Genomic DNA, 22636 nt, shown 5'->3' with positions numbered 1-22636 from the left:
GATGATCAAGGGCATCGGGGTTGACGTGGTCGACCTGGCGCGCTTCGTCCGCCAGGTCGAGCGCACCCCGCGCCTCGTGCCGCGCCTGTTCACCCCCAACGAACAAAACCTGCCGGTGCATTCCCTGGCAGCGCGCTTCGCCGCCAAGGAAGCTCTGATCAAGGCCCTCGGCGACAGTGCGGGAGCCACCTGGCAGGAGATGGAAATCGTGAACGACCCGCACGGGAACCCGGAATTCAAGCTCAGTGGCGCGGCCCGTCAAGCCCTGACCGATCGCGGCATCAGCCGGGTGCACGTCACCATGACCCACGATGCCGGCGTGGCCTGCGCCTTCGTCGTCGCCGAGGGCGAAGCATGACCGGGTTTCGCGAGGCCGTGATCGACCTCGCCGCCATCCGCACCAACATGGCCCACCTGCGCGCGCTCGTCGGCACTCCGCACGCCATGGCCGTCGTCAAGGCCAACGCCTACGGGCACGGTGCCGTTCCGGTGGCGCGCGCCGCCCTCGCCGGCGGGGCCGACTGGCTCGGCGTCGCCGACATCGACGAGGCCCTGGCTCTGCGTGATGCCGGTATCGACGCACCGATTCTGGCCTGGCTGCACGGCCCCGACGCCGACTTCAGCGCCGCCATCGACGACGACGTCACCCTGGCCTTGTCCTCGGTGCGCCAGGTGCAGCAGGTAGCGGATGCCGCGGCGGAACTTGGCCAGACCGCATCCGTTCATCTAAAACTCGAGACCGGACTCAGCCGTAACGGCGTGCACGAAAACGACTGGGCCGAGGTGTTCGCGCTTGCCGCCGCGCTCGAGCGGGTCGGCCTGCTGCGTGTCGACGGTCTCATGAGCCACCTCGCCAACGCCTCGGCGTTCGACGACCAACAGGCGCTGGACTGTTTCGAACGTGGTGTTGCTGCCGCCAGGGCCGCCGGCCTGGCCCCCACGCTGGTGCACCTGGCGTCATCCGCTGCGGCGCTGCGACTGCCGTCCGCCCGCTTCACCATGGTGCGGTTGGGCATCACCCTGTACGGGCTGTCGCCGTTCGAGGACGCGACCAGCGCCGACCTCGGGCTGGTTCCGGCGATGACCCTGCGCGGCCGGGTGGCCCTGGTGCGCCGGGTGAGCGCCGGCGCCGGTGTCTCCTACGACTACCTGTGGCGGGCGCCGCAGGATTCCACGCTCGTGCTCGTGCCGCTCGGCTACGCCGATGGCATTCCCCGGCAGGCGTCGGGCACGGCGCTCGTGCACATTAACGGCGAGAACTACCCCCTGGTCGGTCGGGTGGCGATGGACCAGTTCGTGGTCAACCTCGGCAACGACAACCCCGTCGTAGCCGTCGGCGATGAGGTCGTGCTGTTCGGCGACCCGGCCACCGGCGCGCCGAGCGCTACCGACTGGGCTGACGCCGCTGGCACGATCAACTACGAGATCGTCACCCGCATCGGGCACCGGGTGACCCGGCGACACGTCAATGACTGAACTCGTTCGTACGATTACGGACGCGGCGGCGATGCACCGGTTCGGTGTGAGCCTCGCCAGCATCCTGCAGGCCGGGGACCTCGTCGTGCTCACCGGTCCGCTCGGGGCGGGTAAAACCACCCTCACCCGCGGCCTGGGCGAGGGGCTGCAGGTGCGCGGAGCCGTCACCAGCCCCACCTTCGTACTCGCTCGTACGCATCCGAGCCTGGTCGATGGGCCACCGTTCGTGCACGTCGACGCCTATCGGCTCGAAAGCGCCATGGAACTGGACGACCTCGACATTGATTTCGCCCGCTCCATCGTGGTGGTCGAGTGGGGCCGCGGCCTGCTCGACGGTATCGGCGAATCCTGGCTGGACATCGAGATCGAGCGACCGCAGGGTGGTGCGGAGGCTGATCGTGAAGCGGATGCCGCGGCATCCGCTCTCGACGCCGTTATCGATCTCGATCACGACGTCGACGAACCGCGCACCCTGACGCTCACGGGTCACGGCCAGCGCTGGGCGCGGCTGGCCGATGTTGGTCTGGGCTGACCCGACTCTGTCGGCTCGGTGAATGACCTGATCACCGCGGGTATCGGCGCACGTTCCGGCGCCGGAGCGAGCGCCTGGACTGGTGGAATTCCTGACGCGGGGCTGGACCTACTTCAACAACGCGACGTCCGACACGAGTTCGATGTGCGCGAGCATCCGCGCCGCTGCCCCGTCGGCATCCTGCGAGCGGATGGCCGCCGCGATCGCCCGGTGCGACGCCAGCGACTGCTCCGGTCGCCCGGGCTGGCCGAGCGACTCCAGGCGTGTCTCGAGAATCATCTCGGCGATGAACGTCATCAGCTGCCCCAGAACCGCCGAGTGCGCGGCCTGGGTTACGGCCTGATGAAACAACTCATCGCCGTGGGCACCCTTGTGGCCGTCGGCGATTTCCTCGGCCATCGCGGTGAGGGCCGCATCGATGGCCGTGAGGTCGGCATCGGTGCGCCGGAGCGCTGCGAGGGAGGCGAGCTTGATCTCCAGCGTGCTGCGCGCCTCCACAATCTCCGGGAGTCGGTTTTGGTGCGCCTGCAGTCCCTTGATGACGGTGGCGATGCTGGGCCGGTAGACCAGCACGGCGCCGGTGCCGTGACGAACGTCGATGACGCCGAGCACTTCGAGGGCAACGAGCGCCTGCACCAGCGTTGGCCGGGACACGCCGAGGCGTTCGGCCAAATCACGTTCACTCGGCAGGAGATCTCCTGGGCCTAGTTGGGCGGATTCGATGTAGCCGAGCAGCTGCTCGACCAACTGCTCGTAGAGCCTGGGCCGGGACACCCGGCCGAGCTGCTCTGGCAGGGATTTCGGGATCAGCCGTTGGGGGGTCATCGTGAGTCCTCGCATCCTTCTTTTACCCCCACAGCGTATCGGAACCCGCACCAAGTCACCTATTGCGCCAGTGGGCTGTCCACTGCGCTGCCTCGAGCGGTCACGCATTCAGGCCGTCGGTCGCGCGAGCTCTTGACCGTGTTGGATGAGGGCATTTGTTGCGCCCAGGGCGGCGGAGATCTCGTGGGCCACGAGTTGCACGCGGCGTCCCAGTTCGTGCATTCGATCGTCGCTCATGCGCACGCTGGGTACCGATAGGCCGAGCGCACCGATGACGCTCCCGTTGTGGTCGAAAATGGGAGCGGCAACGGAACTGATGCCCAGTGTGCGTTCCGCGTTGGACTCGGCCCAGCCGCGATTGCGAGTTCTGTCGAGTTCGATCCGCATCTGGGCCGGGTCGGTGATCTGTTGCGGGGCGACGCGCGCAATGGGGCGCTCCAGCTGGGCTACCTGACGATCCCACGGCATCGCCGACAGAATCGCCTTTCCGGGCGCGCCCAGCGGCAGTGGGATCGGTACGCCGATCTCGGTATACCGTCGATGCAGCTCCTGATGACTCTCAACCTGGTCGATGACGGCACGGTCCTCGGAGGCCAGCAGCGAGTGCAGCGCCACGGTTTCGTTCACTTCGTCGCGCAGATTCGTCATGAACGGCAGGGCCACTTCATGAAATGTCGTGGCCAGGGCTCCGCTCTGAGCGAGTTGCACGAGTAGGGGGCCGAGGCCGTACCGCCGGCCCGAGGTGGACCGCACGAGTTGGTTGGCCAGCATCGCCGTGAGTATTCGGTGGGCGGTGCTGGTGGACAGGCCCGTCAGGTGGGCTATCTCGGTGATTCCCAAATGGGGATGCTGGGAGTCGAAGCACCGGAGGATGGCGACTGCCCGGTCGATCGACTGGACTCCGCTGCGCGGTGCCGCGCCCTCGAGCGCGTCGTTGTGTTCACTCATCGCGATTCCTTGACTTCTCTCTGGGATGACCATATGGTCAAACACATCATATATCCCGAAATGTGGTTATTTATCCCACTATGTAGGAAAGGAGCAACATGCGTCCCTTGGATGGATTTCGTGTTCTCGACTTGACCAGATTCCTCTCCGGCCCGTATTGCACGATGGTGCTGGCCGAGCTCGGTGCCGACGTTATCAAAATTGAACAGCCGCACACTGGAAGCGACGAGCGACGTTTCGAGCCGAAGATCAACGGAGAGAGCTATCCGGGCGCGATGCCCAACCGTAGCAAGCGGAGCATCTCCCTGGACCTGAAGAGTTCCGAAGGGCATGACATCTTCATGCGGCTCGTGGACGACGCCGACCTGGTCATCGAGAATTTTCGCCCGGGCGTCGCCAAGCGACTCGGAATCGACTACGACGCAGTGCGGGCCATTCGCGACGACATCCTCTATTGCTCCATCAGCGGATTCGGCCAGACCGGCCCCTACAAGCACCGGCCGGGATTCGACATCATGGCCCAGGGAATCAGCGGTTTTCTGCGCATGACGGGTGAGCCCGGTGGAAAGCCGGCGAAGATCGGCATCGCCATCAACGATGTTGCCGCCGGGATGACCGCGGTGTACTCGATCATGGGGGCGCAGATGGTGCGCGAGAAGACCGGCGAAGGTCAATACATGGATATCTCCATCGTCGAGGCCGGGCTGGCCTGGACCGTCTGGGAGTCCGGTGCCTTCTTCGGCTCGGGCGAAGTGCCCCAGGCGACGGGAACCCGCCATCGTCGGTCGACGCCGTATCAGGCCTACCGCACCTCAGACGGCTACGTCACGATCGGTGCCCCCAACGACCGCTTGTGGGAGATGCTGGTTGTGGATGCCTTCGATCGCGCGGCCTGGCTGACCGATCCCCGGTTCGAGACTCTCCCCGATCGCATGAAGAACATCGACGAACTCGAGCGTGAGATCGAGATCATCACGATGACCAAAACCACAGCGGAGTGGATAGCGATCATCGACCTCGCCGGAGTGCCGTGCGGTCCGGCCCTGACCTACGACCAGACCATGAACGATCCGCAGATTCTGGATCGGGAAATGATCGTCGAAATCGAGCACCCGATCATCGGCCCGATGAAGATGCTCGCGCCGCCGGTCAAGTTTTCGACGATGGACTACACCATTCGCAAGGCGCCGCCGTGGCTCGGCCAGCACACGGCCGAGGTGCTGCGCGAAGCCGGACTCAGCGACACCGAGGTCGACAAAATGTTTGCTGATGGTGTCGCTTTTGACGCACACCCAGAATTGGAAAGGCACTAAACCATGTCTGAAGACCTCCTCGTCGAACGGGCGGGCGCAATCGCCACCCTCGTTCTCAATCGGCCGCAGAGCCACAACGCGATTAACATGGCGATGTACACGGAATTGCCGGCGCTCATCTCGGCCCTCGACGATGATCCGACCGTCAAAGTTGTCATTGTGCGTGGTGCCGGTGAGAAGTCCTTCGCGTCCGGCGCGGATATCAGCGAGTTTCAGGAACACCGCTCCAATGCGGCCAAGGCGAAAAACTATAACGAGCGCGTCGCCGCTGCCGAACACGCCATTGAATCGTTGCAGAAGCCCACGATCGCCATGATCCACGGCTATTGCATCGGTGGCGGTGCCGGATTGGCGCTGGCGTGCGACATGCGGTTTGCCGATACCCGCGCGAAATTTGCCATTACGCCCGGAAAGCTGGGCCTCGTCTACAGCCTCGAGTCGACCAAACGCGTTGTCGATCTCGCCGGGCCGTCCCGTGCGAATTGGATTCTCACCTCCGGACTGCAAATACCCGCTGAGCGAGCCCTCGCTCTCGGCCTGTTCGACGAATTGTGCGAGCAGGGGGACCTCGAAAAGTACACCTACGAGTTTGCCGAAACGGTTGCCTCCCGAGCCCAATTCAGCGTGCGCACCGGCAAAGCCATGGTGCGCCGCGTCGTGACCGGCCAGGTGACCGACGATGCGGCCACCATCGACATGCGCAACTCCTCGTTCGATACCGAAGACTTCGCCGAGGGCGTGCGGGCTTTCATCGCCAAGCGGCCCCCACTGTTCACGTGGTCGTGACCGCGAACGGCATGGCCTTTTCGTCCGCGCTGGAGCGTGCCGAATTCGCGGCAGCGGATTCGACCCAGGAATTCGGCAATTTCTTTCTCTCTCGGTTCCTTGATCTGCGCATCAGCTACGACGAGGTCGCCCAAACCTGCACCGTCGCGCTGCCCTACGCGCCGCACCTGTGCAACCCGCAGGGTTCCATGCACGGCGGCATCATCGCGACGGTCCTGGACGTCTCGATGGGTCATCTGTGTGAGCACTTCCTCTCCACAGCCATGACACTGGAGATGCAGGTTCGTTACTTTCGGCCGCTGAAGGGGGACGGTCGATGTATCGGCACCGTGCTGCGGGCCGGGCGCCGAATCGTGCACCTTGAGTCGCGCCTGTTCGACGAGGACGACCGTCTGGTCGCCTTCGCGGTCGGTTCCTGGCATCGCCTCGACGCCCTCCAGTAACCGCACAGAAGTTTTACCCGCACCACCGTTCTACCTGTACCTCACTCAATGAAGAGAAGAGAATCACATGCGCAAGAAAATGAAGCTGATCGTGGCCCTGTCAGTACTGGGCCTCGTCGTTCCGCTCGCTGGCTGCAGCGAAACGGGCGGCAACGCCACCGAAGAGGATGCCGCCAGCTACCCCTCAGAGGAACTCGACTGGACGATCGCATTCGGCCCCGGCGGTGGCAATGACATCATGGCTCGCACCCTGGTGAACATCATCCAGCAATACGACCTGTACCCGGAGAACATCCGGCTGGAAAACCGGGAAGGTGGTGGTGGCGCCACCGGCTGGGGCTACCTGCTCAACAACTCGGGAAGCGGATACGACATCTCCACCACCTCCGGATCATTCATCACAACGCCGATGCAGGCGGACACGGGGTGGACCTATGAAGATTTCACGCCGGTGGGCCTGTTCAGCAGTGACGACGCGATCTTCACGCTCAACGGTGACAACCCCATCAATACCTGGGAGGAATGGGTCGACTACGCCAAGGGTGAGAAATCCGTCGTCGTCGGCGGCATTGGACCGCTCAACGTCGACTTTATTTTGCATGCCCTGCTGGCCGAGGCCGGGGGATACGAGATCGAGTACGTGCCCTTCAACGATGAGGGCCAGCTCAATACGGCCCTGCTCTCGCATGCTCTGGACGCCTCGGTGAACAACACCGGCAGCATCCTCGGACAGTTCGAAGCCGGCGCGATGAAGCCCCTGCTGTACACCGGTATCAGCCGCCTGGACGTGTTGCCCGATGTGCCGACCGGCGAAGAGCTGGGCATCACCGGCCTGCCCTCGATGCCCCGTGGAATGATTCTGGCGCCGGATGCTCCGAAGGTGGCCCAGGACTGGTGGATCGCCACCATGAAAAAGGTCGTCGCGACCCCGGAATGGAAGGAATACCTCGACTCCAACTACCTCACGGAGAACATCGCCTGGGGCGATGATTTCTTCGACCAGGTGAAGTCCACCTCGGACGACTTTGAAACCGTTCTCTCGGACATCGGCGCGCTGTGAGCTCGGCCGTAGCGGTACACCGCACGATATTCCCGGGTGTCGGGCATGCCGGCTGGGGTCGGCGCCCATCAGCCAAGACCGCCTTTCTCGGGGTCGTGCTCGTTCTGTTCATCGGATACACCGAAATGGCGTTTCGGATGGACTGGGTCACGCAGGCGGGGCGCATCGGCCCCGGCTTCTTTCCCCGGGTCGTGGGTGGGCTGATCATCGCGATCACCCTCATCGCTCTGGTGCAGAGCATGCGGGTGGCCTCCGAGGATTCGGGAGCCGCTGATCTGGAAGAGGACGTCGGAGAAGCCGATTTGGGCCACCATCCGCTGGTCATGACCGTCACTGTCGTTGCCTCCGGCGCCTTCATTCTTGTGCTCCTGTCCCTCGGTGCGATCGTGGCCGGTGCGCTCTTTCTGTTCGGCATGCTGTGGTTCCTCAACCGTGGTCGCTGGGTAGCGAACATCGTGATCAGCGTCGCCACGCCCCTCGCCCTGTACCTGATTTTGCAGACCGGGCTGAACGCGGGCTTACCGGCCGGCATCATCCCGGCATTCTGATCGCGATCCGACGATTCTCCTAGAGGAATAGCCATGGATATCTTCAACAACCTCGCACAGGGGATCATCACGATCCTCACCGTGCAGAACGTGCTCTTACTGTTGGCCGGGGTCACCCTCGGTATGATCATCGGAGTCATGCCGGGGCTCGGACCAACGGCAGGAATCGCGATCCTGCTGCCGGTTACTTTTGGAATGGATCCGACGGGCGCCATAATCATGCTCGCCGCGGTGTACTACGGGTCAATGTATGGCGGCACCATCACCTCGGTGCTGATCAACACTCCCGGTGAATCGGCCACGGTGGCAAGCACCTTCGATGGGTTTCCGCTGGCCCGGCAGGGCCGAGCCGGCCCGGCCCTGGTCATGGCTGCGATCGCATCCTTTATCGCCGGCACCATCGGCGTCATCCTCCTGAGCGCTTTCGCGCCCATGGTCGCATCGATTGCCCGTACCTTCGGCCCCCCGGAGTTGTTCCTGATCGTGGTGGTCGGTTTGCTCACGCTCATCATGATCATCGGTAAGAACCGAATTCTCGGTATTCTGTCGGCTCTTATCGGGTTTGCCCTGGCTACGGTCGGCATCGACATCGGGGTCGGCGAGCAGCGCTACACCTTCGGATCCAGCGAGCTGATCAGCGGAATCGACTTTGTGCCGGTGGCGATCGGGCTCTTCGGTGTGGGGGAGATCCTCTACTCGCTCTGGCGCGGAGCCCACAAGGAACACCTCGATTTCGGCAAGATTTCGATCAAGGGCAAGGGATTCTGGCCCACCAGGTCCGACTTCAAGGAGTCGAACGGTGCCATGGTGCGTGGATCCTTCCTGGGCTTCTTCACCGGGCTTGCCCCCGGCGCGGGTGCGACGGTCGCGTCTCTCATGTCCTACAGCCTGGAAAAATCGATCTCGAAGAAGCCGGAACGATTCGGCAAGGGCGCCATGGCCGGGCTTGCCGGACCGGAGGCCGCAAACAATGGTGCGTCGGCCGGTGCTATGGTCCCGCTTCTGACCCTGGGCATCCCCGGCTCGGCAGCGACGGCCGTGTTGTTGGCCGCCTTCCTCATGTGGGGGCTGCAGCCGGGCCCGCTGCTTATGGAACAGAATCCAGATTTCGCCTGGGGGCTCATCGCGAGCATGTACCTCGGAAACGTGGCACTGCTGATCATCAATATCTTCATGATTCCCACGTTTGCCAATGTTGCCCGGGTTCCCTTTCGCATTCTGGCTCCCATCATCATCGTGATCTGCGTGCTCGGTACCTTCGCCGTGCACAGCAGCATGGTCGAGGTAGGAATCATGCTGGCCTGTGGCGTGCTCGGCTTCTTCATGCGTCGTTATGGCTTCTCGCCGGCCGCGCTTGTCATCGCGCTCGTGCTTGGCCCACTAGCGGAGGAGTCGCTTCGCCAAACGATGATTATCTCTGGCGGCAACCTCGGCATCTTCATCGAGCGTTCGGCCTCGATGTGGATTCTCGCCGTGATGGTCGCACTCATCGCGCTACCCTTTGTGAGTCGTCGAATTACCCGTCTGGCCGCGATGGCGGTCACTGAGTTCGGGCGTCGGCGTCGCGGCACGCCGGTGGAACCCTCGCCAGAGGCTCAGGATTCGCTGGGCTCGCCGGGCTCGCCGGGCTCGCCGGATTTGCTGGATTTGTCTGGCCAGAAGAAGGACGTAAACTCGCCCAACTGACGCCACCACGACCGGAGACTAACCAATGCGTCACTTGCCCTGGGCGCTGTTCCAGCACGCCATGCTCGTACAGTTCATCGCGTTTATTGTGCGGCCGACGGCGGCCTATCGCGCCCTGGAAATGGGCGTTCCGGTCACCTGGCTGGGACTCATCGCCGCGAGTTCGGCGATCGTGCCGTTGTTCATCGCCGTGTTTGTGGGCAGGATCACCGACCTCCGCGGTGAACGGCTCGTGCTTTCCGTCGGCGCAGTGCTCTTCGTCGGATCCGCGGCTGGGCTCGTGTTCTACACCCCGACGCTGACGCTGCTGCTGGTGTGGAACGTGTTGCTCGGCCTGGGGCACCTGCTCTCGGCGGTAGGACAACAGAGTCGAGTCGCCAAAACCGACGCAAAAAACCTCGACTCGGCCTTCGGCTACTACACGGTCGCGGGAACGCTGGGGCAGGCGGTTGGACCGGGGGTCATCGCGCTCGTCGGCGGCGACAACATTCTGCCGCCGACCGCGACGCTATTCTTCATCGCCTTCGTGGCAGCTGTGCTGCTGCTCATACCGACCGCATTCTTAGCCCATCGGCAGCCGCGGGGGGCCACGGCCACACCGAGGCCGACCACGTCGCTGCGAGAAGCACTGCGGGCTCCGAAAGAGACTCGGCGACGCATGCTGGGAGCAATGCTGGTCAGCATGATGGTGCTGGCCGCCATCGATCTGCTCTCCGTCTACCTGCCGGCCCTCGGTGTCGAACGTCAGATTTCCGCCAGCGTCATCGGAGTTCTGCTCATGGTGCGGGCCGTGGCCACCATCGTGTCGCGGTTCTTCCTCAGCGCCCTCGTCACGCGATTTGGCCGGGACCGGCTCGTGTTCGGATCGACGGCCGTGTCCGCCATTGCGGTGGCGATGCTGGTGCTGCCCCTCGACGTCTGGCTGCTCGGCGCCGCGCTGATGCTGGCCGGGTTGGGGTTGGGTATCGGCCAGCCGCTGACCATGTCCGTGATCGCACTCACCGCGCCGGCGGGAACGCGCGGCACCTGGCTGGCCTTGCGCCTCAGTGCCAATCGGTTCGGGCAATCCGCCGTGCCGGCCGCCGTCGGACTGGTTGCCGCCTCGTGGGGGGTGCCAGGGGTGTTTGCCGCGACATCGGTGGGGTTGGCCATCGTCGCGGCGACCAGCGGACGCATGAGCCGACGGCACGGCCGGTAAGCCACAGAAAAAGTGGACTGTTCAGTGTGGCTCCGGGCCTTGACGCATCGCGAGGAGCTCATCGTTGTTCTGGAACCGCTTCTGGCCGCACGCAGCACCGCCGAATGGGTGCGGCTGCTCGATCTTGCCGGTGTGCCGGTCGGTCCGATCCAGTCGGTCGACGAGGCCCTGGTCGATCCCCAGATTATCGCTCGGGGCATGGTGACCGAGGTGCAGCATCCGTCGATCGGTGCTCTCGCCCAGATCAATTGTCCGATTCGGCTGACCCGCACTCCGGTCGCCGTACGGACCGCTCCGCCGCTACTCGGCCAGCACACCGATGACGTGCTGCTGGGTGCCGGCTTCAGTGCCGAGAGAATCCAGTCGTTACGAGAGACCGGTGCGGTTGCATGACCCGCACGGGTGACGAAATAGTGACGCTGTCCGAAAACGGTGCGGTGGCCACGATCAGGATCGGAACGGGGGAGCGATTCAACGCCCTCGGGATCGATGGCTGGCGGGAGCTGGAAGCGGTGGCCCTGTGCTGTGATCTGCAGCTGGTCAACAGCACGGCCAGGCTGGGCATGCCGTTTGCGCGCCTGGGGATTCTGGCGCCCGCGTCATTCGCCAACCGACTGTCACTGCGCGTGGGGCCGTCCCGCGCCAAGGCTGTGCTTTTCGACATCCAGCTGCTGACCGCGCAGCGAGCCGGGCGGCTCGGCCTGGTCACGACCCTCGTTGCTGACCACGCCATTGATGCAGCACTCGCCGAGCTGCTGGCCGCGTGGGGCGCCGTCTCAGCCGCGTCCCTGCGCGCGGCCAAGGCCGCCGTCGACCTCGGATTGCGGCCCGTAGCGGAGCCGGCGCGTCGAGCGCCGATGGGCCTCGCCTCCGACCCCGAGGAATTCAGCCGACGGGTGAGCTCTTTTCTGCACCACACGCCCTAAGCAAGGTCTCGAGGTCGACCAGGCTCGCGGCTTCCTGACCGGGAACCGGGCCGGCCGGGTCGAGCTCGTGGCCGGGCCGACGCAGGCGAATCACCCGGATGCCGGATTCCAGTGCTCCGCGCACGTCCCGGGCCGAGCTGGCGACGTGCACCAGGGCAGAACACGCGTCTCTCGCCCGCTCGTAGATGGCCGGATCGGGCTTGTAGACGCCGAGCCGTTCCGAGGTGAAGACGTGCTCCGGCTCGAAGAACCGCGCCGCTCGCGTGCGGGCGAACACGGCCGTGTCCACGTTGTTCCAGACCAGACCAACTTTCATTGCTGATCTCCTGAGTCTGGCGAGAAGACTCGGGAGCACCATGTATCGAGTGTCCGCAACGCCGCGGAATATAGAGTGAATAACTGACTAGTCCACTTAGTCGTACCCACGTTATGGTGACAAGTCAAACGGATGCCGTGGCCGTGTCTGTCGCCCGCGGCCGAATTTTTGAACGCACGATGCCTGAGCCATAATCAAACGAACCGAACATTTTGCACCTCCGCTGCTCTGACGAGTCAGAACGAAAGGACACTTCCACTGATGCAATCGATTCTGGTTGAACAGGGGATCGACGGACCACAACTGATGTTGCGTGAACGCGCCGTACCGGTACCAGGGCCGCGAGACGTACGCATCCTCGTGCACGCGGCATCGGTGAATCGGGCAGACCTGGCCCAACGCTCCGGAACCCATGAGCCGGCGGTACCGGGAACCCCTCCGCCGGTGGTCGGACTCGACGCGGCCGGCGAGGTGGTCGAGATCGGTTCCGACGTCACCTCGCTGAGGGTTGGCGATCGCGTCATGACCATCGTCGGCGGGGGGCTCAGCGAGCACATCGTCGTCGATGCCGGTCTGCCGATTCCGATCCCCGACGGGTGGAGTTACGCCGAGGGGGCCGCGGCGGTTCTCGGCCTCCTGACCGAACACAATGCATTGCGCACCCACGGTCGGTTGCAGCCCGGTGAGACCGTGCTGGTTCATGCCGCAGCGTCCTCGGTCGGCTTGCAGTGTGTTCAGCTGGCGAAATACCTCGGCGCCGGGCTCGTGATCGGTACCACCCGTTCGGAGAGTATGACCACGCTGATCCGTTCGGTCGGGGCCGACCAGGTGATCGTCGTCGGAGATGACGGCTTCGCCGACCAGGTGCTGGCGTTGACCGATGGGCGCGGTGCCGACGTCATCGTCGACCATGTCGGCGGACCATACCTGGCCGACAACATCCGCTCGGCCGCCATCGCGGGCCGCATCATCGGGGTGGGGCGACTCGGCGGCAGCGAGGGCACTCTCGATCTGGAAATGCTCGCCTACAAGCGACTCGCCCTGTACGGGGTCACCTTTCGCACCCGCTCCACGCCAGACAAAATCGACCTCGTCACCGCACTGCGTGCTGACGTCGACCTCGACGCAGTGGCTCTTCGACCGCTCATCGACCGAATCATGCCGTGGACCGAGGCCGACGCGGCCCAGGCTCTGATGCGCACCAACTCCTCCCTCGGCAAGATTGTGCTCGCCGTCGGCGACGCGGCCGCCGAGAATTCGAACACTGGAAAATCTCACTAAATGACTCTTCTCGAAGGCGCGATCATCCTGGTCGCCGGTATTGCCGCTGGCATCATCAACGTGGTCGCCGGCGCGGGAACCCTGATCACCTTTCCTACCCTGCTCGCCCTCGGTGTCCCTCCGATCACCGCGAACGTCTCCAACACGGTTGGTCTGGTTCCCGGGTCGATTGCGGGTGCTTACGGTTACCGCCGGGAACTCAAGTCACAGTGGCGGTCCGTGGGCTGGATGGCGGTGTTCTCGGCCGTCGGCGGCGTGATCGGCGGGTTGCTGCTGCTGATCCTGCCCGAGGAGGCTTTTTCGACGATCGTTCCGTTCCTGCTGCTGCTCGCCGCGCTGCTCTCGGCGATCCAGCCCCGTGTGGCCCGGTACGTGAGACGCAAGTCCCCGGAAGGCACCGGAGCCGACACTCGGCCGATCACGTTCGGCCTGGTACTCGGCATTCTCGGCACGGGCGTCTACGGGGGATACTTCGGCGCAGCGCAGGGTGTGGTGTTGTTGGCGCTGCTGGGAATTCTGTGGTCCACCGACATGCACCGGGCGAACGGTGCCAAGAATGTGCTGGCCGGCATGGCGAACCTCGTCTCCGCGATTATTTTCATCTCCAGCGGCACGGTGGACTGGGTGATCGCCGTGTTGATCGGCGTGGGGTCAGCCTTCGGCGGCTGGCTCGGTGCCCGAATCGGTCGGCGGCTGTCGGCTCCGGTGTTGCGTGCGATCCTCGTGATCGTTGCCCTGACCGCAGCCGTCGTGCTCTTTCTGACCTGATCGCAGCCACACGAAGCGCTGGCCCCATCACAGCCAGCCGCGCGAAGCGCTGGCCCATCACAGCCAGCCGCGCGAAGCACTGGCCCATAAAAGCCAGCCGTGCCAAGCACTGGCCCATAAAAGCTAGGCTGAACGGGTGCTACTTGCCATCGACACTTCCGCCGGTACGAGCGTCGCCGTCGTCGACCTTGCCCGCGGGGTCATCGCCGAACGCGGCGAAGCCGATACGATGCGTCATGCCGAAATTGTTGGACCGTTCATTCTGGAATGCCTGCGCGAAGCAGATATCGCCCCGGCTGACCTCTCCGGCGTTGTCGGCGGCATGGGTCCGGGCCCGTTCACTGGCCTGCGCGTGGGAATCGCCTCGGCCCGCGTCTTCGCCCTCGGCGCCGGCATACCGCTCGTTCCGGTGATCAGCCACGACGCCATCGCCTACGGCCACTACCGCCGCGGCCACACCGGCCCGCTCGTCGTCGTCACCGACGCCCGCCGCCGTGAAATCTACTGGAGCGCCTATAGCGAAGCGGATGCCGTTGGCCTGCCGGTGCGCGTAGGCCCGCCCGGACTCGCCAAGCCGTCCGAACTCGACGGCCCGAACTGGTTGCACGCAGGGTGGCCGCGCTTCGACGCCGCCACGGTTTCGGCCGGTGAGCTCGGTCTGGTCGCGGAATTGAGCTATGCCCATCGGCGCCCGTTCGCGGCCAATGAGCCGCTGTACCTGCGCTCGCCCGACGTCACGCTCTCGAACGGTCCGAAGCGGGTCAGCCGATGACCTGGCAACTGCGCCGCGCGCACGAGGTCGATCTTGAAGCCATCATGCACCTGGAGACGACCACTTTCGTCAATGACGCCTGGTCGCCGACCATGATGGCGCGCGACCTCGGCGACCCAGCCTGCTACTACCTCGTGGCGTTTCCGCCCGACGAACCAAGCGCGGTCGAGGGCTACGCCGGCCTGCTCGCCCCCCGGGGAGCCGTCGAGGGCGACATTCAGACCATCGCGGTCGCCGAATCTGCGCGCGGACGCGGCCTGGGCCGTGCACTCATGCAGGCGCTCATCAGCGAGGCCCGTAAGCGCGGCGCTCGGCTGATCTTTCTGGAGGTGCGGGCCGATAATCCCGGCGCCCAGCGCCTGTACGAACGCCTCGGATTCATCGACGTCGGCGTGCGCCGCGGCTACTACCAGCCCGACAACGTCGACGCCATCGTTATGCGCCTGAATATTCCAGAACTGGAATCTATGCTCGTGGAGAACTCGTGACGACCATGAATCGCGCCGATCCCCTCGTGCTCGGCATCGAAACTTCCTGCGACGAAACCGGCATCGGCATCGTGCGGGGAACCACCCTGCTCTCCAACACCATTGCGAGCTCCATGGACGAGCACGCCCGCTACGGCGGCGTCGTGCCCGAGATCGCGGCCCGGGCACACCTCGACGAGCTTGTGCCGGTCATCACCGCGGCCGTCGCCGAGGCGGGCATCCGTTTGAGCGATCTGGACGCCATCGCGGTCACCTGTGGGCCAGGACTCTCCGGCGCGCTCATGGTTGGCGTCGGTGCCGCCAAGGCGCTCGCCGTGGCGCTCGACAAACCGATCTACGCGGTCAACCACCTGGTCGGCCACGTCGGCGCCGACCTGCTGCAGGGTGATCTGCTGCACGGCGACACCACCAACACGGGCGACGCCGCGCCGCTCGAGTACCCGACGATCGCACTGCTGGTCTCCGGGGGCCACACCTCGCTGCTGCTCGTGCGCGACCTGGTCAGCGACGTGGAGCTGCTCGGCGAAACGATCGACGACGCCGCCGGCGAGGCCTTCGACAAGGTGGCACGACTGCTCTCCCTGCCCTACCCCGGTGGGCCGCAGATCGATCGGGTCGCTCTCGGCGGCAACCCGAAGGCGATTCGTTTTCCGCGCGGACTCAGCCAGCCCAAGGACATGGCCGCGCACCGCTACGACTTCTCCTTCTCCGGCCTGAAAACCTCGGTCGCACGCTTCGTCGAACAACGCCAGGACGCCGGCGAACCCGTGCCGATCGGCGATGTCGCGGCCAGTTTTCGAGAGGCGGTCGTCGATATTCTGCTCACCAAGGCCCTCGCCGCCTGCGCCGACTACGGCGTACCACGGCTGCTCCTCGGCGGCGGAGTCATCGCCAACAAACGACTGCGGGAAGTCGCCATCGACAGAACGGATGCTGCCGGCATCGTTCTGCGCATCCCGCCCCTCTCGCTGTGCACCGACAACGGTGCCATGATCGCCGCCCTTGGGGCGCAGCTCATCATGGCCGGGCATGAGCCCTCCACGGTGGAATTCGGCGCCGATTCCACCCTGCCGGTCGGCCAGATTCAGGTCTGATCTGCTGCGGAATTCGCCCACGTGCGGACTGACGCGATATTCTGGCTCTGCGACCCCGAATTTTCCGTCTGAAGGAGACCGCAGATGTCTGATCCCACCCAGCCCCCCGTCGATCCGACCAGCAGCAGCCCGGCAAGCAGCGACCCGGCACGTTCGACGCCGGCCTACGAAGCTCCGGCTGCTCCGGAATACCCGGCCGCTCCGAGCTACCCGGCACCCGGCGCTCCGGCCGCTTCCGGATATGGCCAGGCTCCCGCCTACGCCCAGCCCGCCGCGTATGGTCAGCAGCCGGCCTATGGCCAGAACCCCTACGGCCAGCAGAACCCGCAGGACAAGTACAACGTCCTGTCGATCATCTCGCTCGTCACCTCGATCCTTCTCATCTCGGTGGTTGGCATCATCACGGGCCACATCGCGTTGAGCCAGATCAAGAAAACCGGCGAAAGGGGGCACGGGCTCGCTCTCTGGGGGACCATCCTCGGCTACGTCGGCCTGCTCGGCGGCGTCATCTTCGCCGCTTTTACGATCGTCTTGGTGCTCGCGGCGGCCTCCGCCGGCACGAGCTACAACTACTAGCCACGCAAGTGGCCCCGACGGAGCCACGCGGCACGTTTCGATCGACCGGGGCCACCCCGACGAGCTGACCGTGTGCGATTCGCGGCCAGAGGACAGCCATGACTATACCCCACCAGCACGACGAGGCTCCGGCGCAGCTGCAATACACGCGCCCTCCCGCTCCGCCTGGCAGCCAGTTGGACTGGGCCTCTACGGTCACTGCTCCCACCGAGTTCGTGCCGTACAGCTACACCGAGGCCGAGGTGCAGCGCATCACCGGCCGCCGTCGGCTCGCGGTCTCCTCTGTCATCTGTGGCCTGGTCGGGCTCGCTCTCGGCGTGATTGGCGTGTTCGGTTTGCCCATCGCGCTCATCGCGGTCACCCTCGCATTGATCGCGCGCACCGCCGAGAATCGGGCGCGCACTCTCTGGCTCAGTGGCCTTGTGAGTGGTGTCGTCGGGGTTCTGCTAGCGGTTGGCTGGGTCATCTACATCAGCCAGATCGTGCTGCCGCTGCTGTAACCGGCTAGCGCACGCGCTCGACGAGCAACGCCACGCGATGCCCGTTCGTGCGAGTCAGAATCAAGGTCGCGGCCTCCGGCCCCTTGAGCTTCAATCGGGCGCGCAGCGTCGCCGGATCAACGTCGACGCCGCGCTTCTTGATCTCAAGGGTCCCGATGCGTCGCTGAAGCAGCGCCAGCCGCAGCTTCTTCTCATCGAACGGGAGCGTTTCGAGCACCCGAAAAGCGCTCGCAAACGGCGTCGGTGTGAGAGTGTCGTTGGTCAGGTAGGCGATGCCCTCACTCAGCATGCGGGCATCCAGCGAACGGACCAGATCGCCGATCAGGCGTGCCCGAATCACCGCGCCGTCAGGTTCGTAGACGTAATTTCCTAGGGCGCCAGCTTCAACGTCCGGACTGTCGTCCGGAGCGGTCAGTTCGTGCGTGCCGTCTACCGTCAGGAGCAGCGCCGACCGACGGATGCCCGGGCGCGCGAGCGCGCCAAACCACAGGCCCATCTCCACCAGTTGGCCATCCACCGACACCCACTGGGCCTCGGCATCGACCGGAATCTGGTCGCGGTCGTGGCCGGGCCCGAGCTTCATGCCGAGCGGCAGCCGGGTGGCCAGTAGGTAGGCGAAATCGAGTGAGGGCGAATAATCCTCGGAACGAGTCAGCCGTGTCGTGTTGCTGTGCCCGCTGGTGCGGCGGGCCGGATCCAGCCAGACCGCGTCGAAATCGTCGAGATCGACCGTCTCGGCATCGGCCTGCACCGCCGAGGCGTTCGGAAACGGCGCGAGGTTGAAGCTCGCGACGGTGGCCGTGACCTCGTCGGCGTCGACGGCGACGACCGACAGGTCCAGTGCGGCGAGGGCCATGGCATCGCCGCCGATGCCGCAGCCGAGGTCGGCCACTCGCGGCGCTCGACCGAGGGCAGCACCGAGACCATTGAATCGGCCCGCGTGCAGGGCGGCCACACGCAACCGGGTTGCCTGTTCCAGGCCGGCCTCTGTGAACAGCATCCGCTTCGCGAATTCACCGAACTTGAGGGCGGCCTTGGCCCGCAGTCGAGATTGGCTGAGCACCGCCGACACGAGCCCGGGCTCGTGTCCGGCCTTGCGCAGATCGCTCACGAGTTTCAGCACATCGCCGTGGGTGTCGTAGGGCGGCAGGGAATCCAACAGCCGCAAACTCGCGGGGGAAAGCAGCTCAACGAGTTCGGTTCGATCCATGCTGCAACGCTACCAAAATGACCCCCATCTGGCACTCACGTTGCGTGAGTGCCAGAACCCCCCTAAACTTCACTTGGCACTCTCGCTGTGAGTCTGCTAACCCAAATCTTAGAAAGAGGTCAACCGTGTCGGTCTCCATCAAGCCGCTCGAGGATCGCATCGTCATCAAGCAGGTCGATGCCGAGCAGACCACCGCATCAGGTCTGGTCATTCCTGACACCGCGAAGGAAAAGCCCCAGGAAGGCGAAGTTGTTGCAGTCGGCCCCGGCCGCATTGACGACAACGGCAACCGCATCCCCCTCGACATCGCCGTCGGCGACAAGGTGATCTACTCCAAGTACGGCGGAACCGAGGTCAAGTTCGGTGGCGATGACCTTCTGGTTCTCTCCGCTCGCGACGTGCTCGCCGTGGTCGTACGCTAACTCCACGCAGTCGGTCGTTCTAGACTGAAAACTCCCGGATAGCCCTGCTATCCGGGAGTTTTCTGCTTTCAGCCCGTTTCACCTCTGCTGTAGTCAAGGACCCTCATGACGGATGCCGTAAGCCCAGTCGCGACGACCGGCACTGCCGCCGGCACGCATCGCGCCGGACTCATCTTCGGCGGCCTTTCCTATGCACTCTGGGGTGCGCTGCCGCTCTACTTTCTGCTGCTCGCACCGTCGGGCTCCTTTGAAATCGTGGCCTGGCGGGTACTGTTCTCCCTGGTCTTCTGCGTACTGATCATCACGGTCACCCGCACCTGGACGGTGCTCGGGCGGGCCCTTAGACAGCGACGCCTGGTCTGGACCATGGGCCTGGCCGGGGTCTTCATCTTCATCAACTGGCAGACCTACGTGATCGCCGCGACCACCGGTCACGTGGTCGAAGCGGCCCTCGGTTACTTCATCAACCCGATCGTCACCGTGCTGCTCGGCGTGTTCGTGCTGCGGGAACACCTGCGCCGGCTGCAGTGGGTGGCCATCACCATCAGCTTTGTCGCCGTTGTCGTGCTCGCGGTCGGGTACGGCTCGCTGCCGTGGATCTCGCTCATCCTCGCCTTCTCCTTCGGGTTCTACGGTCTGATCAAGAAGCGCGTCGGCCCGAGTGTCGATGCCGTCACCGGTCTCACCCTGGAGACCGCCTGGCTCGCCCCGGTCGCCATCATCCAACTCGTCGTCGTCTCTGGCATTTCCGGGCTCACCTTCGGCACGGTGTCGCCCTGGCATACGGCAGGCCTGCTCGCGGCCGGTGTCATCACGGCGGTACCGCTGCTGCTGTTCGCCGCCGCCGCCCGGCGCCTGCCGTTGACGGTGCTCGGACTCATTCAGTTCGTGGCGCCGGTGCTGCAGTTCCTGGTGGGTGTGTTCATCCTGGGCGAGGCGATGCCGTTCGAACGCTGGGTCGGCTTCGGCCTGGTCTGGGTTGCCCTGATCATTTTGACGGTCGATATGGTGGCCTCCGGCCGCACTCCCCGCCGCAGCGCCGTCGAACCCGCTTAGCTTGCATGAGTCGGCCCGGCCAGCCGATACGCTGAACCAACAGCACGCGCCAGCCCAGACCAAGCAGCACCAGTTCAGCCCAGCACCAGAGGATCCACATGCCCCGTCGCCCCATGATCGTCGCCGTCTTGCTGCTTGCCCTGGCTCTGACCGGCTGCACCGGTGCGCCGGCCGCCAAGCCGAGTACGACCCCAACGCCGGTCACCAGCACCGCACCCACCGGCGACGGCACGCTTCTCATCGGCACGCTGTTTCCCATGACCGGCGACAACGCCGCGAGCGGTGCCGCTCAGGTAGCCGGCACCGAACTCGCCGTGCGTGACATTTTCTCCGACCCGACAACGCCCACCCAGCCCGTGCAGCTCATCCACCGCAACGTGGCCGGCGACCTCGCCGCTGCCTACGCCGACCTCGCGGCGCGCGGCGTGGATCTGGTGCTGTGGGACGCGACGACGGCATTGCCAGCGGATGCTGAAGGCCTGATTGGCAGCGCTGCCGTCGTTGCCCTGATCGACTTTGCCAATGGTGGAACCCCGCTGGCCGCCACGGACGCGTTCGCCGCACGCCTCAAGACGGCCGATCCGACGCTGACGGCGACCGCTGGCGGTGCAGAAGCCTACGACGGAGTGATCACGGCCGCCCTGGCCGCCGTCATCACCGGCGACGATGGCGGTTCCTCGCTCGAGGCCGGCTGGCCCCAGGTGATTTCCGGAAGTACCGTGTGCGCTTCCTGGGGAGAGTGCGTCTTCGCCATGACGGAGAAGCAGGTCGTTGATTATCAGGGGATTACCGGCCGTCGTTCGTAACGATTTGGTCGCATTGCAAAGTTCTCCCATCAGGGGGTATGTTTCGGGGCCCTTGATTGCCTACTCTGACACCACGGCAGTCAACCGGCTGACCAGTCTTACCCCTCTTTATTATTCAAGGAGCAACATGAGCGTTTTCGCGAAGGCCTCGGCCTCCCGCTCCGTTCGTACCCTCGTTACCGGTGTCGCCCTCATCGGCGTGAGCGCCCTTTTGCTCACCGGCTGCAGCAATGGCGCTGCTACGGCGCCGGTAGAATCAGCAGCCCCCACTGCGGATGCTGCCGCAGACTTCAAGCCGGTCGAGGCTGGTGATCGTGATCTTTCCCTGAAGATCGGTACCATCCTCCCGCAGAGTGGTGGACTGGCCTTCCTCGGCCCGCCCGAAGAAGCCGGCGTTCAGCTCGCTGTCAACGACATCAACGAGGCGGGGCTCGGCATCAACGTGGAAGCAATCTTCCGCGACTCGGGCGATACCACGACCGACACCGCCACCGTCTCCGTGACCGACCTGCTGTCGCAGGACGTCACCGCGATTGTCGGTGCCGCCTCCTCGGGTGTGTCCAAAACCGTGATCGACCAGATCACCGGTGCCGGCGTCGTGCAGTTCTCCCCGGCCAACACATCGCCGGACTTCACGACTTACGCCGACAACGGCCTGTACTGGCGCACCGCGCCGTCTGACCTGCTTCAGGGCGAGGTGCTGGGCAACCAGATCGCCGACGACGGCAATGCCACCCTCGGACTCATCGTGCTCAACGATGCGTACGGAACCGGCTTGGCCAAGGCCACTCGCGCGTCGTTTGAAGCCGCCGGCGGAGAAATCGTCGCCGAGTCGCTCTTCAATGAGGGCGAGTCCAACTTCGCGTCACAGATCGCAGAGGTCACCGCTGAGGCGCCGGACGCCATCGCTCTGATCACCTTCGACCAGTCCAAGGTCATCGTTCCTGACCTGGTCGCCGGTGGTTTCGCTGGTGACAAGCTGTACTTCGTCGACGGCAACCTGAAGGACTATAGTGCCGACTTCGCAGCCGACCTCATCACCGGTTCCAAGGGCACCCTGCCCGGCCTCGACACCGCCACGCTCGGTGACTTCACCGCGCGCCTGCTCGAGGTCGATCCGACTCTGACCGACTATAGCTACGCGGCGGAGTCGTACGACGCCGTGATGCTGATCGCGCTCGCCGCTTACGCGGGTAACGACGTCTCCGGTGAGTCGATTGCCAGCTACCTGCGTCAGGTCTCCGGCGGAACCGGAGACGGCACTACCGTCACCGATTTCGCAGAGGCTGCAGACGCGTTGGCTGCCGGCGAACAGATCAACTTCGACGGGTTCTCCGGTCCCATCACCTTCGATGAGAACGGCGACCCGACCGAGGCGACCATTGGACTCTACGAATACAACTCCGACAACACCTACTCCCGCACCAACTAGCTCCACCGCACGACCTGGCTCTACCGCCTGAAGGAAAGGGCCCCGGCTTCGGTCGGGGCCCTTTTGCATGCTCCTGAGGCCGGCCAAGGTCGAGCGGAGCGGATGCACCGGCTATGCCCCCGGCATCCGCTCGCCAGAGCCTGGGAGAGCACACCAGAAGCGGCGCCCGAGAAC

The 22636-nt window shown here is 64.8% G+C and carries 27 protein-coding genes; 23 read left to right on the top strand and 4 right to left on the bottom strand.

Annotation, left to right across the window (positions count from 1 at the left end):
* The first annotated feature begins 1 nt into the window (after position 1).
* Genes CJ028_RS00385 through tsaE form a run of 3 tightly spaced genes read left to right on the top strand, consistent with a single transcriptional unit; the run spans position 2 to position 2008 of the window.
* Positions 2–358, top strand: a complete 357-nt coding sequence (locus CJ028_RS00385; RefSeq protein ID WP_105033330.1) for a holo-ACP synthase — start codon at positions 2–4, stop codon at positions 356–358.
* On the top strand, positions 355–1476 hold the full coding sequence (alr, locus tag CJ028_RS00380) for an alanine racemase (RefSeq protein ID WP_105033329.1): 1122 nt from the start codon (positions 355–357) through the stop codon (positions 1474–1476). Before CJ028_RS00385 ends, alr begins: the two co-directional genes overlap by 4 nt.
* Positions 1469–2008, top strand: a complete 540-nt coding sequence (gene tsaE / locus CJ028_RS00375; RefSeq protein WP_205683894.1) for a tRNA (adenosine(37)-N6)-threonylcarbamoyltransferase complex ATPase subunit type 1 TsaE — start codon at positions 1469–1471, stop codon at positions 2006–2008. Before alr ends, tsaE begins: the two co-directional genes overlap by 8 nt.
* A 108-nt stretch (positions 2009–2116) precedes the next feature.
* On the opposite strand, the gene CJ028_RS00370 is transcribed toward tsaE, so the two are convergent.
* Both CJ028_RS00370 and CJ028_RS00365 read right to left on the bottom strand, forming a co-directional pair.
* On the bottom strand, positions 2117–2833 hold the full coding sequence (locus tag CJ028_RS00370; RefSeq protein ID WP_105033328.1) for a FadR/GntR family transcriptional regulator: 717 nt from the start codon (positions 2831–2833) through the stop codon (positions 2117–2119).
* 108 nt (positions 2834–2941) lie between these two features.
* Positions 2942–3781, bottom strand: a complete 840-nt coding sequence (locus tag CJ028_RS00365; protein WP_105033327.1) for an IclR family transcriptional regulator — start codon at positions 3779–3781, stop codon at positions 2942–2944.
* 98 nt (positions 3782–3879) lie between these two features.
* Here CJ028_RS00365 and CJ028_RS00360 point away from each other — a divergent pair, with 98 nt between their 5' ends.
* The 9 genes from CJ028_RS00360 (at position 3880) to CJ028_RS00320 (ending at position 11741) form a co-directional block, all read left to right on the top strand.
* Positions 3880–5094 (top strand): CaiB/BaiF CoA transferase family protein, encoded by a 1215-nt coding sequence (locus CJ028_RS00360; protein ID WP_105033326.1) that lies wholly within the window; start codon positions 3880–3882, stop codon positions 5092–5094.
* Positions 5095–5097: 3 nt separating this feature from the next.
* Positions 5098–5880, top strand: coding sequence for an enoyl-CoA hydratase-related protein (locus CJ028_RS00355; RefSeq protein ID WP_105033325.1), 783 nt, complete (start codon positions 5098–5100; stop codon positions 5878–5880).
* Complete coding sequence (locus CJ028_RS00350) at positions 5871–6323, top strand: PaaI family thioesterase (protein ID WP_105033324.1); 453 nt, start codon at positions 5871–5873, stop codon at positions 6321–6323. Before CJ028_RS00355 ends, CJ028_RS00350 begins: the two co-directional genes overlap by 10 nt.
* Before the next feature lie 67 nt (positions 6324–6390).
* On the top strand, positions 6391–7383 hold the full coding sequence (locus CJ028_RS00345; protein ID WP_105033323.1) for a Bug family tripartite tricarboxylate transporter substrate binding protein: 993 nt from the start codon (positions 6391–6393) through the stop codon (positions 7381–7383).
* Complete coding sequence (locus tag CJ028_RS00340; protein ID WP_105033322.1) at positions 7380–7931, top strand: tripartite tricarboxylate transporter TctB family protein; 552 nt, start codon at positions 7380–7382, stop codon at positions 7929–7931. Before CJ028_RS00345 ends, CJ028_RS00340 begins: the two co-directional genes overlap by 4 nt.
* A gap of 33 nt (positions 7932–7964) precedes the next feature.
* A complete protein-coding gene (locus CJ028_RS00335) occupies positions 7965–9617 on the top strand; it encodes a tripartite tricarboxylate transporter permease (protein ID WP_105033321.1) in 1653 nt (550 codons plus the stop codon).
* 25 nt (positions 9618–9642) lie between these two features.
* Positions 9643–10815 carry an MFS transporter gene (locus tag CJ028_RS00330; protein ID WP_105033320.1) on the top strand — a complete coding sequence of 391 codons (1173 nt, stop codon included), beginning with the start codon at positions 9643–9645 and terminating at the stop codon, positions 10813–10815.
* A gap of 39 nt (positions 10816–10854) precedes the next feature.
* Positions 10855–11208 (top strand): CoA transferase, encoded by a 354-nt coding sequence (locus tag CJ028_RS00325; protein ID WP_161498848.1) that lies wholly within the window; start codon positions 10855–10857, stop codon positions 11206–11208.
* Positions 11205–11741, top strand: a complete 537-nt coding sequence (locus CJ028_RS00320; RefSeq protein ID WP_105033318.1) for an enoyl-CoA hydratase-related protein — start codon at positions 11205–11207, stop codon at positions 11739–11741. Before CJ028_RS00325 ends, CJ028_RS00320 begins: the two co-directional genes overlap by 4 nt.
* On the opposite strand, the gene CJ028_RS00315 is transcribed toward CJ028_RS00320, so the two are convergent.
* Complete coding sequence (locus tag CJ028_RS00315) at positions 11701–12057, bottom strand: HAD family hydrolase (protein WP_105033317.1); 357 nt, start codon at positions 12055–12057, stop codon at positions 11701–11703. The two genes, CJ028_RS00320 and CJ028_RS00315, sit on opposite strands and share 41 nt — an antisense overlap.
* Positions 12058–12318: 261 nt before the next feature.
* Between CJ028_RS00315 and CJ028_RS00310 the strand changes: the two genes are divergently transcribed.
* The 7 genes from CJ028_RS00310 (at position 12319) to CJ028_RS00280 (ending at position 17536) form a co-directional block, all read left to right on the top strand.
* Positions 12319–13338, top strand: a complete 1020-nt coding sequence (locus CJ028_RS00310) for a zinc-binding dehydrogenase (RefSeq protein ID WP_205683893.1) — start codon at positions 12319–12321, stop codon at positions 13336–13338.
* On the top strand, positions 13339–14106 hold the full coding sequence (locus CJ028_RS00305; RefSeq protein WP_105033316.1) for a sulfite exporter TauE/SafE family protein: 768 nt from the start codon (positions 13339–13341) through the stop codon (positions 14104–14106).
* Between the two features lie 136 nt (positions 14107–14242).
* Positions 14243–14878, top strand: coding sequence for a tRNA (adenosine(37)-N6)-threonylcarbamoyltransferase complex dimerization subunit type 1 TsaB (gene tsaB / locus CJ028_RS00300; protein ID WP_105033315.1), 636 nt, complete (start codon positions 14243–14245; stop codon positions 14876–14878).
* On the top strand, positions 14875–15366 hold the full coding sequence (gene rimI / locus CJ028_RS00295; protein ID WP_105033314.1) for a ribosomal protein S18-alanine N-acetyltransferase: 492 nt from the start codon (positions 14875–14877) through the stop codon (positions 15364–15366). The genes tsaB and rimI overlap by 4 nt, the downstream gene beginning before the upstream one ends.
* A gap of 5 nt (positions 15367–15371) precedes the next feature.
* Positions 15372–16460 (top strand): tRNA (adenosine(37)-N6)-threonylcarbamoyltransferase complex transferase subunit TsaD, encoded by a 1089-nt coding sequence (tsaD, locus tag CJ028_RS00290; RefSeq protein ID WP_105033381.1) that lies wholly within the window; start codon positions 15372–15374, stop codon positions 16458–16460.
* Positions 16461–16544: 84 nt separating this feature from the next.
* Positions 16545–17036, top strand: a complete 492-nt coding sequence (locus tag CJ028_RS00285) for a DUF4190 domain-containing protein (RefSeq protein WP_105033313.1) — start codon at positions 16545–16547, stop codon at positions 17034–17036.
* A gap of 98 nt (positions 17037–17134) precedes the next feature.
* The gene (locus CJ028_RS00280; protein ID WP_129590324.1) at positions 17135–17536 is read left to right on the top strand and encodes a hypothetical protein; all 402 of its coding nucleotides are present in this window, start codon (positions 17135–17137) and stop codon (positions 17534–17536) included.
* A 4-nt stretch (positions 17537–17540) separates the two neighbouring features.
* Here the strand turns inward: CJ028_RS00280 and CJ028_RS00275 are convergent, their stop codons facing one another.
* Complete coding sequence (locus CJ028_RS00275) at positions 17541–18746, bottom strand: class I SAM-dependent methyltransferase (protein WP_105033311.1); 1206 nt, start codon at positions 18744–18746, stop codon at positions 17541–17543.
* A 125-nt stretch (positions 18747–18871) separates the two neighbouring features.
* Between CJ028_RS00275 and groES the strand changes: the two genes are divergently transcribed.
* From groES to CJ028_RS00255, 4 genes are all read left to right on the top strand, one after another.
* On the top strand, positions 18872–19168 hold the full coding sequence (gene groES / locus CJ028_RS00270; RefSeq protein WP_092339382.1) for a co-chaperone GroES: 297 nt from the start codon (positions 18872–18874) through the stop codon (positions 19166–19168).
* 105 nt (positions 19169–19273) lie between these two features.
* On the top strand, positions 19274–20224 hold the full coding sequence (rarD, locus tag CJ028_RS00265) for an EamA family transporter RarD (RefSeq protein WP_105033310.1): 951 nt from the start codon (positions 19274–19276) through the stop codon (positions 20222–20224).
* Between the two features lie 98 nt (positions 20225–20322).
* Positions 20323–21030 (top strand): type 1 periplasmic-binding domain-containing protein, encoded by a 708-nt coding sequence (locus CJ028_RS00260; protein WP_129590323.1) that lies wholly within the window; start codon positions 20323–20325, stop codon positions 21028–21030.
* A gap of 127 nt (positions 21031–21157) precedes the next feature.
* Positions 21158–22462, top strand: coding sequence for an ABC transporter substrate-binding protein (locus CJ028_RS00255; RefSeq protein ID WP_105033308.1), 1305 nt, complete (start codon positions 21158–21160; stop codon positions 22460–22462).
* Positions 22463–22636 lie beyond the last annotated feature (174 nt).

The organism is Cryobacterium aureum (genome assembly GCF_002954245.1).
GTDB lineage: Bacteria > Actinomycetota > Actinomycetes > Actinomycetales > Microbacteriaceae > Cryobacterium > Cryobacterium aureum.
The sequence above is the reverse complement of the archived record's forward strand: the minus strand, read 5'-3'. Positions and strand labels throughout refer to the sequence as shown.